This window comes from Staphylococcus sp. GDH8C109P, from assembly GCF_017893405.1.
GTDB lineage: Bacteria > Bacillota > Bacilli > Staphylococcales > Staphylococcaceae > Staphylococcus > Staphylococcus cohnii.
This window is the reverse complement of sequence record NZ_JAESMX010000009.1, coordinates 271495-288901: the sequence shown is the minus strand read 5'-3', so window position 1 is coordinate 288901 and position 17407 is coordinate 271495. Positions and strand designations below refer to the sequence as shown.

Annotated in this window: 13 protein-coding genes; 11 read left to right on the top strand and 2 right to left on the bottom strand. The window is 32.6% G+C overall.

Annotated elements, in window-relative coordinates; genetic code table 11:
• Nucleotides 1-117 precede the first annotated feature (117 nt).
• The 10 genes from KA867_RS03270 (at nucleotide 118) to uidA (ending at nucleotide 12972) form a co-directional block, all read left to right on the top strand.
• Entirely contained in the window at nucleotides 118-531 is a 414-nt protein-coding gene (locus KA867_RS03270) for a DUF2188 domain-containing protein (protein WP_210137032.1), read from the top strand.
• A 266-nt stretch (nucleotides 532-797) separates the two neighbouring features.
• Nucleotides 798-1493, top strand: coding sequence for a GTP pyrophosphokinase (locus tag KA867_RS03265; protein WP_107384265.1), 696 nt, complete (start codon nucleotides 798-800; stop codon nucleotides 1491-1493).
• 93 nt (nucleotides 1494-1586) lie between these two features.
• Nucleotides 1587-2303 carry a MerR family transcriptional regulator gene (locus tag KA867_RS03260; protein ID WP_210137031.1) on the top strand — a complete coding sequence of 239 codons (717 nt, stop codon included), beginning with the start codon at nucleotides 1587-1589 and terminating at the stop codon, nucleotides 2301-2303.
• A gap of 166 nt (nucleotides 2304-2469) precedes the next feature.
• Nucleotides 2470-3150: a GntR family transcriptional regulator gene (locus KA867_RS03255; protein WP_107384267.1), complete on the top strand. Its 681-nt coding sequence runs from the start codon at nucleotides 2470-2472 to the stop codon at nucleotides 3148-3150.
• Nucleotides 3151-3188: 38 nt separating this feature from the next.
• Nucleotides 3189-4739, top strand: coding sequence for a gluconokinase (gntK, locus tag KA867_RS03250; RefSeq protein WP_107385957.1), 1551 nt, complete (start codon nucleotides 3189-3191; stop codon nucleotides 4737-4739).
• A 188-nt stretch (nucleotides 4740-4927) separates the two neighbouring features.
• The gene (locus tag KA867_RS03245) at nucleotides 4928-6286 is read left to right on the top strand and encodes a gluconate:H+ symporter (RefSeq protein ID WP_107384269.1); all 1359 of its coding nucleotides are present in this window, start codon (nucleotides 4928-4930) and stop codon (nucleotides 6284-6286) included.
• Nucleotides 6287-6789: 503 nt separating this feature from the next.
• Complete coding sequence (locus KA867_RS03240; RefSeq protein ID WP_107384270.1) at nucleotides 6790-7866, top strand: YkvI family membrane protein; 1077 nt, start codon at nucleotides 6790-6792, stop codon at nucleotides 7864-7866.
• A 135-nt stretch (nucleotides 7867-8001) separates the two neighbouring features.
• On the top strand, nucleotides 8002-9216 hold the full coding sequence (locus tag KA867_RS03235) for a helix-turn-helix domain-containing protein (protein ID WP_210137030.1): 1215 nt from the start codon (nucleotides 8002-8004) through the stop codon (nucleotides 9214-9216).
• Nucleotides 9217-9738: 522 nt separating this feature from the next.
• Nucleotides 9739-11142, top strand: a complete 1404-nt coding sequence (locus tag KA867_RS03230; protein ID WP_107384271.1) for an MFS transporter — start codon at nucleotides 9739-9741, stop codon at nucleotides 11140-11142.
• A gap of 36 nt (nucleotides 11143-11178) precedes the next feature.
• Nucleotides 11179-12972 carry a beta-glucuronidase gene (gene uidA / locus KA867_RS03225; protein ID WP_210137029.1) on the top strand — a complete coding sequence of 598 codons (1794 nt, stop codon included), beginning with the start codon at nucleotides 11179-11181 and terminating at the stop codon, nucleotides 12970-12972.
• 428 nt (nucleotides 12973-13400) lie between these two features.
• Here uidA and KA867_RS03220 read toward each other — a convergent pair whose 3' ends face one another.
• Together KA867_RS03220 and KA867_RS03215 are read right to left on the bottom strand one after the other, a co-directional pair.
• Nucleotides 13401-15125: a glycoside hydrolase family 3 protein gene (locus KA867_RS03220; protein ID WP_210137028.1), complete on the bottom strand. Its 1725-nt coding sequence runs from the start codon at nucleotides 15123-15125 to the stop codon at nucleotides 13401-13403.
• 3 nt (nucleotides 15126-15128) lie between these two features.
• Nucleotides 15129-15974 (bottom strand): HAD hydrolase-like protein, encoded by an 846-nt coding sequence (locus KA867_RS03215; protein ID WP_210137027.1) that lies wholly within the window; start codon nucleotides 15972-15974, stop codon nucleotides 15129-15131.
• A 501-nt stretch (nucleotides 15975-16475) separates the two neighbouring features.
• Between KA867_RS03215 and KA867_RS03210 the strand changes: the two genes are divergently transcribed.
• Nucleotides 16476-17117, top strand: a complete 642-nt coding sequence (locus KA867_RS03210) for a beta/alpha barrel domain-containing protein (RefSeq protein WP_107384275.1) — start codon at nucleotides 16476-16478, stop codon at nucleotides 17115-17117.
• The last annotated feature ends 290 nt before the right edge of the window (nucleotides 17118-17407 follow it).

Sequence of the window (17407 nt, the reverse complement as noted above, 5' to 3'; positions counted from 1 at the left end):
ACAAATCATGGTTAACTTAAATAATTATATTATTTTTTGTGAATTTATTTAGTTTGTTAAAGGGAAAAGGTGGTAAAAGAGAATTAATATAAGTTATGAAGATGGAGGTTTTATCACATGCCTTGGACAATGGAAGATTATCCGCAAAGTTGGAAAAATATGGAAAAATTGGAAAGAAAAAAAGCAATCGACATTGGAAATGCGATGCTTAAAGATGGATATCAAGAGGAAAATGCGATTCCAATCGCTACCAAACAAGCTGAAAATTGGTATGAAAATGCGACTGAAGATGAATTGAAAGCGCTAAAAAATAAAAAAATCACGGTACATGAGCGTGACCAATCTGCGAACCCACAATTAAATCACAAAGATGTTCATGTCTATTATGAGAATGATGAATGGAAAATAAAATCTGATGGTGCCAAACAAGCTACAGATAGCTTTGATAAAAAAGCAGATGCTATGAAGCGGGCGCGTAATATTGCTGATAATAGAAGGACTCAAATTATTGAACATAAAATGGATGAATAGCGTAGAAAATCATTGTGAAGACGAAGTTAAAAGTTTTTTATATAAATAAAAAAGTGTCACGCAATTGAAATAGTTGCCTATTCCCCAATGATAGGCAACTATGGATTTTTGTGAGCTGAAATAACCAAAATCAAAAATGTCATTGCCATCACACAAATAACTTCTGAATCGTGTAATGCATTGTAAATATCTACTGTATTATTTCAAGTATCCTTTTAATTTAGCTATAATGTTTGAAGAGAGAAGAATTATTGGAGGTACGATTTATGTACATTGAACGTAAACCAACGCTGAATATGGATGATTTGAAAGAAGAATTTAAAGAGAGTTTATCTTATATAAATAATTACGAAGAAGCATTCGAAATGGTCATTGATTTTGTTGCTTTAGAGCAACTCTATTCTTCTGCACTAAAAGAAATTAGCACTAAGCTCGATATTTTAGACGATCATTTTCAACAATTATATAAACACAATCCAATTCATCACATGGAACGTCGTGTTAAGGAAATGAGAAGTCTGATTAAAAAATTAGATAGAAAAGGTTACCAAATCAACACAGCATCAGCGAAAACATATATATACGATATTGCAGGTATAAGAGTTATTTGTAATTATATAGATGATATTTATGTCATTGAAGAATTATTGTTAAAACAAGCAGATGTGCAGTTATTAAAAAGAAAAGATTATATTATGAATCCGAAAGATAACGGTTATAGAAGTTTGCATATTGTAGTCTCAATACCAGTATTTTTAGCGAATTCTGTAGAAAAAGTACCAGTAGAAATTCAAATTAGAACAATAGGTATGGATATGTGGGCGAGTTTAGAACACAAAATACGTTACAAAAATAATAAAAATACAGAGGACTATAGAGAAGTTTTAAAACAATGTGCCAATGAAATTACAACTGTTGAAAGTAAAATGCAAAATATTCATTCCGAAATTTTTGATAATTAGAGGCACGAACAAATATCCCGCACTAAAAACGATTGTTACACTTGCTCGTTACGTTAGGTCACCATGTATGATTAACGTCAAGGAGGTTATTTTATGACACTATATCAAACAGGAGAACTAGCTAAACATTGCAATGTAACAGTAAGAACAATTCAGTATTATGATAAGAAAGGATTGTTACAATCGGCACCATCATCAAGTAATGGTAGACGTCTATTTGATGAACAAAGCAAAGTAAATTTAGAAATTATCTTAATATTGAAATCGATGGGATTTTCGTTAAAAGATATAAAAAAGCTATTAACTGAAGACAAAAAATTACAAGCAGTAAAATTCATGTTACATCAAAAGAGATCTGAGATTACTGAAGAAATTGATAAAATGAAGCTTACTGCTTATGAAATCAAACAACTGGAAAACAGTATCAGTGACAATACGCAAGCGCCGATTGAAAAGTTGGTTAACACACATAAATATACCATTCAAAATCAGCGTGGCACGGCGTTATACATGTCGCTACTATATAAATTAAGTCCAGCCATCATAATACAGTATACATCAATCATGGCTAGTATATTACTAAAAAAATGGGTTCCATTTTTAGTAACATTACCTATTTTAGTGGCTTATGCTGGGGTTATGACAAAAGCGATATATCAACGCGTGAATTATTTATGCCCGAATTGTCAACAAATATTCAAACCTAAATTGGCGACGTGGATGTTTGCTACACATACACCTAAAACCAGAAAATTACAATGTCCGTATTGTCATCAAACACATCATTGTGTATCGACGGTAAAAATATAAAACCATTAAAATAAAAAATTTCGGTATGTCTAGTGAAAACTTGGCATGCCGCTTTTTTATGGAATTAAAAGGATATCTATATAATTGCAAGCGCTTGCAATCAAGCGGAATGTATATTACTATACTTGTATACAAGTATATCGATTAAGTGGAGAGGTGAAGTCGGTTGGAATATATTTATCCAGAACAATGGCTTGAAGGTGTTTCTAAAGGTGAAATGATTGCTTCAGAAATACGCTTAAGGATTGTTGATGGGATGATTACACCAGACACATTGTTAACTGAAAACCAAATTGCTCAAGAATTTAATGTGAGTCGTTCTCCAGTAAGAGATGCATTTAAATTATTAAAACAAGATCAGTTAATTCATTTAGAACGTATGGGTGCCTATGTCTTACCTTTTAAAGATAATGAAAAAAAAGAACTGTATGATTTAAGAATTATGTTAGAATCATTCGCTTTTAATAAGATAAAAAAAGATAATCATAAGCAAATAGTTAAAGAAATGCGAAAACAACTAGAAATGATGAAAGTTGCTGTTAAATTTGAAGACGCTGAGGCATTTACAGAACACGACATGAAATTTCATGAAGTGACGATATTAGCTTCAAAACATCAATATTTAAAAACATTTTGGAATAATTTAAGGCCAGTAATGGAAGCGCTTATTTTATTATCTATGCGCAAGCGCATGAATGAAAACCCAGTGGATTTTGAACGAATCCATCATAATCATGAAGTGTTTATCGATGCAGTTGCAGCGCAAAATGCAACAAAACTAAGAGAAGCATTTCATTTGAACTTTGACGATGTTGGCGAAGATATAGATAGTTTTTGGATGAAATAATAACTGTCAAGCAAGAGGTATAAATAGGAGGCAAAACCATGAAATACATGATAGGCGTTGATATAGGTACGACAAGTACGAAAGCTGTGCTTTATGATGAAAAAGGGCAGTTTATTATGAAACATAATATTGGTTATCCTTTGCATACACCAAATGTAGAAGTGTCAGAAGAAAACCCTGATGAGTTATTTGATGCAGTACTGATGACAATTAAATATGTTATGAGAGAAGCGAATATTCATAAAAACGATTTGAAATTAATTTCATTTAGCGCTCAGATGCATAGTTTGATTTCAATGAATGCTAGTCATCAACGATTAACTGAGAATTTGACATGGGCAGATAATCGCGCGACTAAATATGCAGAAATGATTAAAGACAAGTATGACGGTGATGCGATATACAGTAGAACAGGTACACCGATTCATCCAATGTCACCTTTATCTAAAATATTTTGGATGAAACATGAACAACAAGAAATATACAATCAAACAGCGATGTTTGCAGACATTAAAACGTATATTTTTTATCAGTTATTTGAGACATATGTAATTGATCAATCGATGGCTTCATCTACCGGTATGTTCAATCTAGAAAATCTAGACTGGGATCAAGAAGCATTAGCATTGTTAGGTATTCAATCATCTCAATTGCCTGAAATTGTACCGACAACACATATATTAAAAGGGATGAAACGTCGCTATGCAACTTTAATGGGCATAGACGAAAATACACCAATTGTGGTAGGCGCTAGTGATGGCGTATTGTCAAACCTAGGTGTAAATGCGTTTAAAAAAGGTGAAGTTGCTGTAACAATTGGAACTTCTGGTGCAATAAGAACCGTAATAGATAAGCCACGAACAGATTATAAGGGAAGAATTTTCTGTTATGTTTTGACCGAAGATCATTATGTCATTGGAGGACCAGTGAATAATGGTGGTGTGGTATTACGATGGTTGCGTGATGAATTGTTGGCAAGTGAAGTGGAAACAGCAAAACGTTTGGGCGTTGATCCTTATGATGTACTGACTAAAATTGCTAATCGTGTCAAACCAGGTGCAGATGGGTTGATATTCCATCCGTATTTAGCAGGTGAACGTGCACCATTGTGGAATGCAGACGCAAGAGGCTCATTCTTTGGATTAACCTTAGCTCACCAGAAAGAACATATGATTCGAGCAGCATTAGAAGGCGTGCTATACAACCTTTATACAGTCTATCTCGCATTAATTGAAGTAATGAATGAAACACCGTCAACAATTAAAGCAACGGGTGGTTTTGCTAAGAGTGAAATGTGGCGCCAAATGATGGCGGATATCTTTGATACGGATTTAATCGTCCCAGAGAGTTATGAAAGTTCATGTTTAGGTGCTTGTGTACTTGGTATGAAAGCACTTGGTGAAATTGAAGATTTTTCCATTATTGAAGAGATGGTAGGTACAACAAATCAACACCATCCAAATCCAGATAATGTGAATGTTTATCAAAAACTAATATCAATTTTCATCAATTTAAGTCGTTCTTTAGAAGAGCGCTATGCTGAAATCGCTACGTTTCAGCGTGAACATATGGTTAAAGATAAAGCATAGATACTGTTGATACAAATTGAGTGAATGACAAGCTATAAATAAAAATATGCAATTTTCATTTATAGCTGTATATTCATTCAAGTTAAAAAAATTAAATTTTTAGACATTTAAGTAAGCGTTATCATGATGAAGGTAATACCTTTTGAAATTATGAACGGTTATGCTAAATGTTGAAGGGGAGAACAATTATGTTTGAAACAATTTGGCCGTTAATTACAGTGGTTATAGGTATCGTCGTATTACTATCACTGATTATTTTCTTGAAGTTAAATACATTTATATCATTGATTATTACATCTATTGTCACTGCTATTTTACTAGGTATGCCTTTAGATAAAATTATAGAAACCATTGAAAACGGTATGGGAAGTACTTTAGGTCATATCGCTTTAATTTTTGGCTTAGGTGCGATTTTAGGTAAACTATTGGCAGATGGTGGAGGCGCTACACGTATTGCTGATACACTTATTAAAAAGTTTGGACATAAACATGTCCAATGGGCAATGCTAATTGCAGCCTTTATTGTAGGTATAGCGTTATTCTTTGAAGTAGGATTAGTACTATTAATCCCATTAGTATTTACGATTGCAAAACGTGCTAATGTCTCACAATTAAAACTAGGACTTCCTATGGTTGTAGCACTATCTGTGACTCATGGATTCTTACCGCCACATCCAGGACCAGTTGTCATTGCTAAAGAACTACAAGCTAATTTAGGTCATGTGTTACTTTACGGTATTATCATAGCCATACCTGTTACTATTATTGCAGGTCCATTATTTAATAAAGTGGCACAAAAGCTTACGCCAACTGCTTATCAACGCGAAGGGGATATATCAGCTTTAGGCGCACAAAAAGAATTTTCAGAGTCTGAAATGCCTGGATTTGGCATCAGTTTACTCACAGCAATTTCACCAGTTATTCTTATGTTACTTTCTACAATTGTTCAGTTAGTGACAGGTAATGAAGAAGCGACGAATGGCTTTGAATCATTCATTTACTTTATTGGTACTGCTGGTACAGCGATGTTAATTGCTGTGCTATTTGCGATTATAACAATGGGTGTAAGACAAGGTAGAAAAAATGCTGAAATCATGGATTCTGTATCAAACGCGATTTATCCTATTGGAATGATGATTTTGATTATAGGTGGTGGCGGTACGTTCAAACAAGTACTTATAGATGGTGGTGTTGGTGACACTATAGCTAAATTGTTTGAAGGCACTGAAATGTCTCCTATATTACTCGCATGGGTAGTTGCAGCTGTTTTAAGAATTGCATTAGGCTCATCTACAGTAGCAGCTATTTCATCAACAGGTATTGTATTACCATTACTACAATCATCAGATGTAAATGTTGCATTAGTAGTATTAGCTATTGGAGCAGGAAGTGTTATCTTGTCTCACGTGAATGATGCAGGTTTCTGGATGTTTAAAGAATACTTTGGATTAACTGTTAAAGAAACATTTCTAACATGGTCATTACTTGAAACGGTTATTTCAGTTTCAGGATTAGTATTCATCCTTATACTAAGTATCTTTGTATAATAAAATAACATAGAAGCATATATATCATTGAGTGTGACTCAATGGCATATGATTATAAAGAGGTTGAGACATAATGGATTCGCCCAACCTCATTTCATATTGTCAGTAGATGGCTTTTAATTATTAATTTTAAAAATATATGACATTTATATCTATATAATTGTTAGTAAAAGGCTAGCTTAAAGGTAATAATAATAATTCGTTATCAATCATATGTGCAACAAACTGTATGCTTAATAGACAGGTAGATGAAATCAAACGGAATATATTTGATTTCATCTACCTGTCTTTTTTATTTACTACTTAATACAATCAATCAAAATATGAGCTAGCGCTATAATACTTCTTTAAGGTATTTCAACATAACTTATGGATAAAATGATAAAATTAAGTAACTATAATGGTTTTAAGTATTTCATATAACAAATGTAAAGTAATCATAGATATTATGATTGAAATTTTACTGGAGTTGTATATAGTAGATTCAATAAGGGGGTAAAATGATGAAAAGAATATTACTGATTGCTAGTGCTTTTATCGGTGTCATCGTTGGGGCTGGCTTTGCTTCTGGACAAGAAGTGCTGCAATATTTTACTAGTTTTGGTATTTTGGGTACTTTGGGTGCTATCATTACCACGGCATTGTTTGCTTATGTTGGGATGATGTTAGTTTGGTTAGGGAGCAAGTTTGATACAGACTCACATAAAGTAGTTATACATAATATTACTGGTGAATCACTATTTGGAAAATTATTGGGATGGATTATTGATTTAGTCATTATCTTTACTTTGTTTGGTGTTGGTGTAGTGATGATTGCAGGCGCTGGGTCAAATTTAAATCAACAATTCGGCGTACCATCGATCGTTGGTACATTACTAATGACCATACTAATCATACTTGCAGGTATGTTGAAGGTAGAAGGTGTAGTGAAAGTTATTGGTAATATCACGCCATTTTTAATTGTGTTTATATTAATTATTTCGGTTTATAGTTTCATGACTACGAATGTACCTTTTTCAGAATTAAATACAATTTCAGATGCAAAACCTTCAACATTGCCTAATTGGTTTGTTGCAGGCATCAATTATGCTTCGTTTAATACTGCAGTAGGTGCATCAATGGCTATTGTTATGGGGGGAGCAGAAAAAAATTCGAAAGTGGCAGCAATTGGTGGTTTATTAGGTGGTCTGATTTTAGGCGCTATGATTGTGTTAAGTCATTTAGCAATTTTTACACAAATCAATATTGTCGGTAATATGGAAATGCCAATGTTAGGTATTGTAAATCATATATCACCAATCCTAGGTATCATCATGGCACTTGTGATCTTTGGCATGATTTTCAATACAGGGTTGGGCATGTTTTATGCCTTTGCCACACGTTTCACCGTAGTTGATTCTATACGTTTTAAAATATTTTATACGCTTGCAATCCTAGTAGGGCTTTGCTTAAGTTTTGTTGGATTTACGGATCTAGTAGCAATCTTTTATCCTTTAATCGGTTATTTAGGTTTGGTACTTATCTTTGTCCTATTTTATGCACCGTTTAAATTAAAATTCGGTAAGAAACATAAACAATAGATATATGGCCATGAAGCGCCTTGTAGGTCTAAATATATAAAATCTAAAAAACAAATTAAATATTTTTTATTCATTTGATACTCTATTCCTTAATATTTAGATATAATAAAAATATAAGGAATGGGGTGTTTTTTTATGAAAAATGAAACGCTAGAAATATTGCAAATGCATGCTATACAATTGTTAGGTATTCAGTTGGAAGGTTATGATATGGACGACATAAAAGCAATTAGTAACCATATTAAGACACCGTTTATGAATACTACTAGAAAACAATATAAAAATGAGTTAAAACATTTTATTGTGCATATGCAGAGTAACAAAATTTACCATTATAAAAATAGTTTTAATGTTAGCTTTTTGATTTTTAAATTTAAAAAATATAGAAAGATTTATATTATTGGGCCTTATATGGATAAACGACCCAATGAGCGACAATGTAATGAGATGTTACTTAATTTAAATATTAAAATTTCTAAGTTGCCCGCATTGAAACAATATTTACTTAAAATTCCGATATGTCATCAAATTAAAGCGCAAAAAATGTGTCGTTTAGCAATTCGTTTTTTGAAGAATAGAAACATCGTCTATGAAACGGTGGATATTGACTTCAGTTTTCATGCAAATGAAGCATTTTTAGCTGATTCTAAGCTTCAAAGTGATTACACACTACAAGAAATAGAGTATAGATATAATTTAGAAAATCAATTGTTGACTGCGGTAGAAAACGGAAATGTTGAAGAAGCATTATCTATTTTAAAAAAGATGAGTTTGTCTGTGACTGGTTTACGTCGAGTGAAGGATGATCTATCAAATGAGCAATATAAAGCATATTTAATCAATACTTTATGCCGCGAAGCTGGAGAAAAAGCTGGTGTGAGTCTCATACATATTGATGAAATATCCGCTAAATATGCTGCGATGATTGATCGGACACTGGATGTAGAAGTACTAGAAGAATTAACGTATGCAATCGTTAAGGAATACGCAGAAAGAGCTATGAAAATAAAAGCGAATGCCTTTAGCCCTAAAGTAAGTAAAGTGATTCAATATATTGAAAGAAACTTAGATAGTAATTTAACGTTAGAAGGGTTAGCGAATTATGTTGATTTGGCACCTAGCTACCTATCAAGAATTTTTAATCAAGAATGTCATCAATCTTTATCTCAATTTATTACATCGTTAAGAATAAAAAAAGGACGTGACTTAATAGCACGGACAAAAATGACTGTAGCGGAAGTTGCAAAATATGTCGGTTTCAGGGAACAGAGTTATTTCGCACAATGCTTTAAAAAGCAATATGGTAAGACACCATTGAAATATCGGACTGAACATAAAGAATTTTATTAGTTGATATAGTATAAAAAATCAGAAAATTAAATATTCAATATAAAAATTGTAAATAAAATTAGGAAAATATCAAAAAAATCATAATATCCTCTAAAATTAATTGAAATATTACCAATTCACATTAAATTTAGACTGAATTTGTGATTTTTAGCTAAATCGTATGTAGTAAAGTATTGTATCAATTTGAACTGGCGTTATTACAGACTTTAGCAATAGTTGAAAAAGAATAACATAAAAGAGAAAAGTGCTTTGTTTTTTAACAACGTTGTTATTTTTTGTTGACTGTTGCTATTATAAAAATATAATTAAAGTAAGAGCTCTATCAAAAGTGTTAAGGGTGTATGCACGTGAAAATAATAAGCGAATCTATTTTATAGGGTAAAAATTTTTATGCATGGAAGAAAACGCTTTCAATTCTATGGATAATGTAATGATTGATGGCCACATTCAATAAAACATACTATGAAACTACAAAGATGAGGTGCACAAATGTTGTTTCGATAGTGGAAAGAGGTAATCCTTATGGTTACAGCCAGATTAAAACCGGCAAATACGAAATTGAAAAAGTTTAATGAAATTGAATCACCGAAATTGAAATTTAAAGAAAAATTAGCTTATGGTTTTGGGGATTTAGGGAACGGATTAATGTTTGATATGGGGCAAATTTATTTATTGCTTTTTTATACAGATATTTTGGGAATTCCCTCTGCTATAGGTGGGCTAGTATTTTTAGTTGCTAAATTTTTCGATGCATTTGTAGACACGGGTGTAGGTACCCTTGTTGATAATCAGAAAAATTTTTCAAAACGAGGCAAATTTAGACCATTTATATTATATGGAAGTATTCCTTTGGCAATATTGACTGTCTTAACCTTTATTTCACCTGATATCAGTGAGACTGGTAAAATTATATGGGCATTTGGAACATATTTACTCTTTAATGCTGCTTATTCTGTCGTTAATATACCTTATGGTTCATTGTCCGCTTCAATGACAATTAATGCAGATGATCGTACGCAACTATCAGTATTCCGTAATTTAGGTTCACAAGGTGCTATGTTTATTTCGGGTATAGTTATTATTCCTTTAGTAAGTTTATTTCCGAATCATGCGATTGGCTATCCGATTGCAGTAGGTATACTTGCAATTGCAGGTGTGACACTACATATGTTGTGCTATAAAGGAGTTAAAGAGCGTCATACAATAGAACGTCCACAAGTAAAAGGTTTGGGACGTAAAGCGTTTTTTAATTTACTGAAAAATAGACCATTTATTATTTTAGCAATTTATACATTGTTAACGATTACTGCTTTATTTTTACAACAAGGTGCACAACTTTACTATTACAAAAATGTACTTGGTTTCGATAATTTAATAGGTATTGTAAGTACATTGAATTTTATTGTTTTAATACCAGCATTATTCCTTACTACTTTCTTAAGTAAAAAAGTAGGTAAGAAAATGACGGCAGTCATAGGCGTAAGTGGTTTTATTATTTTCCAAATCGTAAACTTTTCATTATTTTCAGAGCAAATTATTCCGTTCTTAATCATTAACACGATTGCACAATTATTCTTGGTTATTCCTAATACAGTAACATGGGCATTTATAGCTGATGTTGTAGAATACGGACAATGGCAATCAGGACTTAGATCTGAAGGTATTATTTATGCAAGTTATAGCTTTACTAGAAAAATATCACAAGGCTTAGCAGGTTTTATACCAGGTATGGCATTAACGATTATTGGTTATGTACCTAATGCGGCACAAACGCCTGATACAATATTCGGTTTAAAAATATTATTCTTTGTGGTACCCGCAGTCATTTGTTTAATTGCGGTGATACTTTTCTTCTTTGCATACCCATTAACAGATCAGAAACATAAACAAATTGTTAAAGAGTTGGCACTTAGAGAGGAATTATAATTATTTTGTATTTCATTTTATGAGAGGAGCATTTATATGCTATATCCAGTAACAAACGAACAGAGAAGTATTATAGACTTAAACGGTGTTTGGCAATTCAAATTAGAAGAGAACCATGATCAAATCGATGTAACGAAACCTTTAGACACTGATTTAGTTATGGCAGTGCCAGGTTCATATAATGATCAAGGCGTAACTGCTAACATACGAAATCATGTAGGGAACGTATGGTATGAAAGAATGTTTACGATACCTAAAGTACTATCAGATGAACGAATTGTATTGAGATTTGGTTCTGCTACACATAAAGCAACAGTATATATTGATGGTCAAGAAGTCACATCACATCAAGGGGGATTTTTACCGTTTGAAGTGGAATTAGGGCAAAAGTTCAGTTCAGGGCAACATCGCTTAACTGTATGTGTAAATAATATATTAGACGAAACGACGTTACCTGTTGGTAATTATAGCGAAACAACGGACAAAGACGGCAATTTGATTAAAAGAAATAAACTTAATTTTGACTTTTTTAATTATGCTGGTTTGCATAGACCTGTAAAAATTTACACAACACCACAAATATTTATTGAAGATATTGAAATTGTTCCGGAGGTTAAAAATGATGTAGCAGACATCAATTATAATATTTCCATCAATGAGTCGGTGGATGATATTTTAGTTAAATTGATAGATGAAGCGGGAGAGGTTGTAGCAGAAACTTCTGGTGCTAATGGTTCTATTAAGATAGAACAGCCTCATTTATGGCAACCACTGAATGCTTATTTGTATCATTTAGAAGTAACGTTAATAGATAATAACCAAGTTGTAGACAGCTATGCTGAACGTTTTGGTGTACGTTCTGTAGAAGTGAAGCAAGGACAATTTTTAATCAATGAACAACCATTTTATTTTAAAGGTTTTGGTAAGCATGAAGATACCTACTATAATGGCCGAGGATTAAACGAAGTAACGAATGTTATGGATTTCAATCTTATTAAATGGATTGGCGGTAACTCATTCAGAACTTCACATTACCCTTATTCTGAAGAAATGATGCGATTGGCAGATGAACAAGGTATTGTTGTCATAGATGAAACAACTGCTGTTGGTGTGCACTTAAACTTTAGTACAATATTATCTGGAGTTGAGGCAAGAAATACATTTAAAGAAATTGGCACGAAAAAAGCACATGAATCTGTGATCAAAGATTTGATTGCTCGAGATAAAAACCATGCATGTGTAGTTATGTGGTCAATAGCTAATGAACCAGCTTCTACTGAAGAAGGCGCAAAGGAATACTTTGAGCCATTAATCAACTTAGCACGTTCTTGCGATCCACAAAACAGACCTGTAACCATCGTAACTATTTTAATGTCACAACCAGATAATTGCCAAGTTCAAGATTTAGTAGATGTATTATGTCTGAACAGATATTATGGTTGGTATACACAAACAGGTGACTTGGAAGCCGCTAAAGAAGCTTTACGAACTGAGTTAGATGGTTGGAGTGAAAAACAGCCGCACAAGCCAATTATGTTTACAGAATATGGTGCAGACACTGTAGCTGGCATGCATTCATTAAATGACGAATTATTTACAGAAGAGTACCAAATTCGTTATTATGAAGCAAATCATGAAGTCATTGATCAATATCCACAATTTATTGGTGAACAGACATGGAATTTTGCAGATTTTGAAACTTCTACCGAGATTATACGTGTTCAAGGAAACAAAAAAGGAATATTCACGCGTGAACGTCGTCCTAAAGCGGTAGCACATTACTTTAAGAAACGTTGGGAAAACATTCCTAATTTTGGTTATAAATCATAATTATATAAGAACAATGACAAGTGTATTTACCCTGAAGCCCATACCAAGCTTTAGGGTTATTTTTAATTTATAGAAAGTGATATTAACCTATACCAACATTAATATAAAAATTTTCTTGTAATGGTAAGCGAGTTATATTATAAATTAGTTCCTTTATTTGGCTTAAGGGCAGATATTAAATAAGACGAAAGTGTTTAATGATGCTATTCTAAACATTTCTATTCATTACGATTTTGTATCATGTTAACACCATAACAATGAAGTATGTGAGAGACAACAAGCTCAACCATGCATCTCCAAGTAAATACATACGATTTAAAACAAAAGCACTGCAAAATAAAAAGGACTAATCCTTATTTGATAAGGATTAGTCCTTTGTTTGAGCATGGGTTTTATAACGATAGATTATATTGTAAAACGTGGTTCATTTATAATTTTGCTTGCCATTTATCTGTCCAAACTAAATCATTATATTGCCCTTTAAATTCACTTTCTCCCATGATTTTATCAATGGTCTGTTTAATTGTTTCTTTATTAGAATGATAAGCGTTTATATAAGCTTTAACCATTGTTGCATCATGCAAATGAGTGGTGAAATTGGTAGAAATAAATACGGTTGGTACTTCATGTACATACCATGGTATTTCATTACTCATGGCAGTACCCCATTTAATACGATAGTTATTTTCTGCAGCATAACCGATAATGTTTGCAAATACTAACGCGGCATCTACTTTTTCACGATATTCTAATGTTTTACCTTTAATACGTGTTGAACCATCATTCAATGTGACATTGAATCCACGTGATTCAAGTTCATTTATAATATCATCTGTGACGTTATTAGCAGATTTATAGATACCATCTTTTTCACCTTCTATCACATAAAGCATAATATTTTTATGTGTTTCAGGTCGGATAGGTAACTGATTTAAAGTGTTTTTCACAAGTGTGATCCCCACATCGGCTGCTTCTGCACGCATTTCTAAATGTTCTGTACAACCGATGATATCTAATGCTTCTTGTGGTTGAATAATTGAACCATCTTCTTGTTTAATGTGTAGATTGAGTTGTGCTTTTAAACCTAAGATACGTCTTACGGCATCATTTAATCTCTCTTCTGTTATGACGCCGTTTTTATAACCATCGAGCATAAATTGGTAATCTTCTTCTAAATCATTAAAGAACAAGAACATATCACAGCCAGATGCAATGGCTAATGGAACATAATCTTCACGACGCATAGAAGCAGTCATACCTAACATATGACTAGCGTCGGTAACGACTAAACCGTTAAAATGCATATCATCTTTTAGTAAATCAGTTATAAGTTCAGAAGAAAGTGTTGCAGGCAAAATGTCTTTATCTTCCAGACTAGGATTTAATTTTTTAGAATAAGCAGGTTGTGCAATATGTCCTGCCATTATCATTTGTACACCACGGTCGATATGATGTTGATAAACTTTACGGAAGCTATCGTCCCATTCTTCGGTAGATAGTTCATTTACGCCGAGCACTAAATGTTGGTCACGTTCTTCCGTACCATCACCGGGGAAATGTTTGATACATGTAATCATATCGCGTTCTGCATTAAAGCCGTCAATAAATGCACTTGAATATTTAATAACTGTTTCAGCATCTGTGCCATATGCACGTGTATTAACGATTGTGTTGCGCCAATTTTTAAGTATATCTACACAAGGATCGAAATTAATATGAACACCTAGTGCGGATGATTCACGTGCTGATACAAGACCAGCATTATATGAAACTTTTGTATCTTGAGCAGCTTCACATTGTGCAGCACTTGCGATATAAGTACCATCTTTACATGCACCATTTCCACCAGAATCACAGTTTGCTGCTACAAGTACGGGAACTTTAGTATGTCTTTGTAAATCATTGAGTAAGTTTTGAACATCTTCTTTGTTCCCACCTTCATATCGTGCGCCTCCAATGTGATAACGTTCAAGTATATCTTTATTAGTTAAGTCTGCATCAAAGAATTTTTTACCACCCTCTAAGGAAAATAAGTTGAAAAATAATTGACCAATTTTTTCTTCGTCTGTTAATTTGCCAAGAGTTTCTTCTACCCATGTTATTTGATTGTCATTTAAATGATATGGTGATGCTGTCAAATCTACTTTAACCATAGTTTATGCCTCTCCTTCAAAATTATTAAAAAATATTTGTTTTAAAGTGTCGTGTGTGTATTGGTTGAATTTACCATCTTTAAACAATTTTAAATATTTATTGTTAAAGTCTAGCCATGATTGATTTTCATGGCCTGCTAATATTGGATAAAAGTACATATTATGCGATTCTGCTGCTTCTAAGTCTCCTTTGGAATCTCCTAACATGATGATGTCTTCTAAATTGTAATATTGTTTTAAGTGCTCTAAACAGTGCTCTTTTGTACCTGCTTCTTGCGCAAACATGCCACTTAAATAGTCTGTTAATTTGTATGTGTTCCATTCATATTCAACTGCTGCCAAATTTGCCGATGACACTATTGCGATATCAGCAAAAGTTGAAGCGTTTTTTAGAGATGCTTGTACATATTTAAATGGTCCAATACTTGGTAAGGTTTTGATAATATCATTCACACGGTGTGACCAAGATAATGCTTTTTGTAATCCAATTTGTTGTGGATAGTTTGATATGGCTTTTTCCAGTGCTGGGTTAGAGAAAGCATCTGTTGTTTGTACCCAATGCTTAATATGTTCATAGCCCTCAATTTGAATGCCTTGTTCAACAAGTTCACTTAACATACGTTCTAACCCTTTAAAGCGATTAATGCCTCTAGTGATTTCATATAAGTTTATATCATTCCAGCGCTTTAATAGCTTGGACTCTATATTTTGTAATTGCCATTCTTCAACAATAGCTGGACCAAACGCACGCTCATGCTTTATAGTCATCGAATCGATGGCACACCCGTCAGAATCAACACAAATTAATTTTTTAAATCTAGGTTTATAAAGTGATAAAGAATCAATCATTTAATCTGTTCCTCTCAAGTTAAATTACAATCTTAATGATTATTTAATTAAAAATATGTGTGCTTTATCATAACCATCGCTTTACTTAGGATTGTATTTTAAGCAAAGTTTACGAATATAATAAAGCGCTTTCTTTATACTATTAAAGTTAGCATTCATAATAGAAAAAAACTAGCACATTTCCTGTAACTTTGTGATTTTAATCACAAAGTTAATTTTTTATGTTATTTTATTACTAAAATAGTTATTTTATTAATAAAACTATTATCTATTTGATTGAAGTACGTAATCAGAGGTGCGTACGTTCCTTCTTTGGTGTATAACATCTCTGGCATTCGTTTTGTGAATAAAACACCAATATGCTACATAGAATCTAGTGTTTGAGCAAATCCGTCAACGGAATAAAATGTAGCATCGTATTAAAGGTTCGTTTAGTATTCATTGACGAAAATGAGATAAAAATTACAATGAAATAAAATGACGTAGAAAGGACAGGCGCTAATGGATAAATTGCTTACTTTGGAACAATTACATCGTAATTACTTGATAGGAGTAGTGAAAGGATGTACTTGTGAAGATGCTATATTGAAAAGTGAAAAAATGATTGAGAGTGGTATCAAAAATATTGAAATAACATTTAACACGCCTTATGGAGAATTAGCCATAAAAACGTTAACGCAAAAATTTGATAAATCAATTATTGTTGGTGCAGGTGCGATTCAAAATGCTGTAACAGCACGTGTAGCGATTATAAATGGTGCCCGCTATATAGCAACTCCACATTTAGATGTCCAAATAGCGCATATTTGTAATGTATACCAAATACCTTACTTGCCAAGATGCGGTTCGAAAGATGAAATCATACAAGCGATGCAATATGAAGTAGAAGTGATTAAACTGTATCCTGCAAATATATTAGGAGTGAATTTTATGGAAAACATCTATGGAACCATTCCAAATATAAATATAATACCTTATGGTGGCGTGTCATTAGAAAATATAGATCAATGGTATAAAAACGGTGCATTTGCTATTGGGATTGGTAATGCATTAACTAAAGGGGCTCAAAAAAACCAGTTAGATACGATTATTAATCAAACACATGCGTTTGTAGAAAAGCTAAATTCAATGCGTTTGCACTAAAGTGATTAGCTGAAATATTACAGAACTACTTACTATAAACGATTAAGCAAAATATTGAAGAGACAAGCAGCTTAAACGTAAAGTTCTCACTGGCCTATGCGGAATATTTAGAAAAGCATTTATTTTTAAAATTAAACAATTTGTCAATCTAAAAATATGTGAAATATATTAAAAAAGGCTAAAAGTGAGTATTTTGTGAAATTAATCACAAAATACTTTAAAATTCTATTACTTTCGATTATGATAAGAGTGTAGAAGATAACAATGCCTAGCGAAAGAAAAAATACGGA

Excerpts from the sequence above, each read along its gene's own strand:
- KA867_RS03270 (WP_210137032.1), top strand. The coding sequence starts at position 118 with ATGCCTTGGACAATGGAAGATTATCCGCAAAGTTGGAAAAATATGGAA.
- KA867_RS03265 (WP_107384265.1), top strand. The coding sequence starts at position 798 with ATGTACATTGAACGTAAACCAACGCTGAATATGGATGATTTGAAAGAA.
- KA867_RS03260 (WP_210137031.1), top strand. The coding sequence starts at position 1,587 with ATGACACTATATCAAACAGGAGAACTAGCTAAACATTGCAATGTAACA.
- gntK (WP_107385957.1), top strand. The coding sequence starts at position 3,189 with ATGAAATACATGATAGGCGTTGATATAGGTACGACAAGTACGAAAGCT.
- KA867_RS03245 (WP_107384269.1), top strand. The coding sequence starts at position 4,928 with ATGTTTGAAACAATTTGGCCGTTAATTACAGTGGTTATAGGTATCGTC.
- KA867_RS03240 (WP_107384270.1), top strand. The coding sequence starts at position 6,790 with ATGAAAAGAATATTACTGATTGCTAGTGCTTTTATCGGTGTCATCGTT.
- KA867_RS03235 (WP_210137030.1), top strand. The coding sequence starts at position 8,002 with ATGAAAAATGAAACGCTAGAAATATTGCAAATGCATGCTATACAATTG.
- KA867_RS03230 (WP_107384271.1), top strand. The coding sequence starts at position 9,739 with ATGGTTACAGCCAGATTAAAACCGGCAAATACGAAATTGAAAAAGTTT.
- uidA (WP_210137029.1), top strand. The coding sequence starts at position 11,179 with ATGCTATATCCAGTAACAAACGAACAGAGAAGTATTATAGACTTAAAC.
- KA867_RS03220 (WP_210137028.1), bottom strand. The coding sequence starts at position 15,125 with ATGGTTAAAGTAGATTTGACAGCATCACCATATCATTTAAATGACAAT.
- KA867_RS03215 (WP_210137027.1), bottom strand. The coding sequence starts at position 15,974 with ATGATTGATTCTTTATCACTTTATAAACCTAGATTTAAAAAATTAATT.
- KA867_RS03210 (WP_107384275.1), top strand. The coding sequence starts at position 16,476 with ATGGATAAATTGCTTACTTTGGAACAATTACATCGTAATTACTTGATA.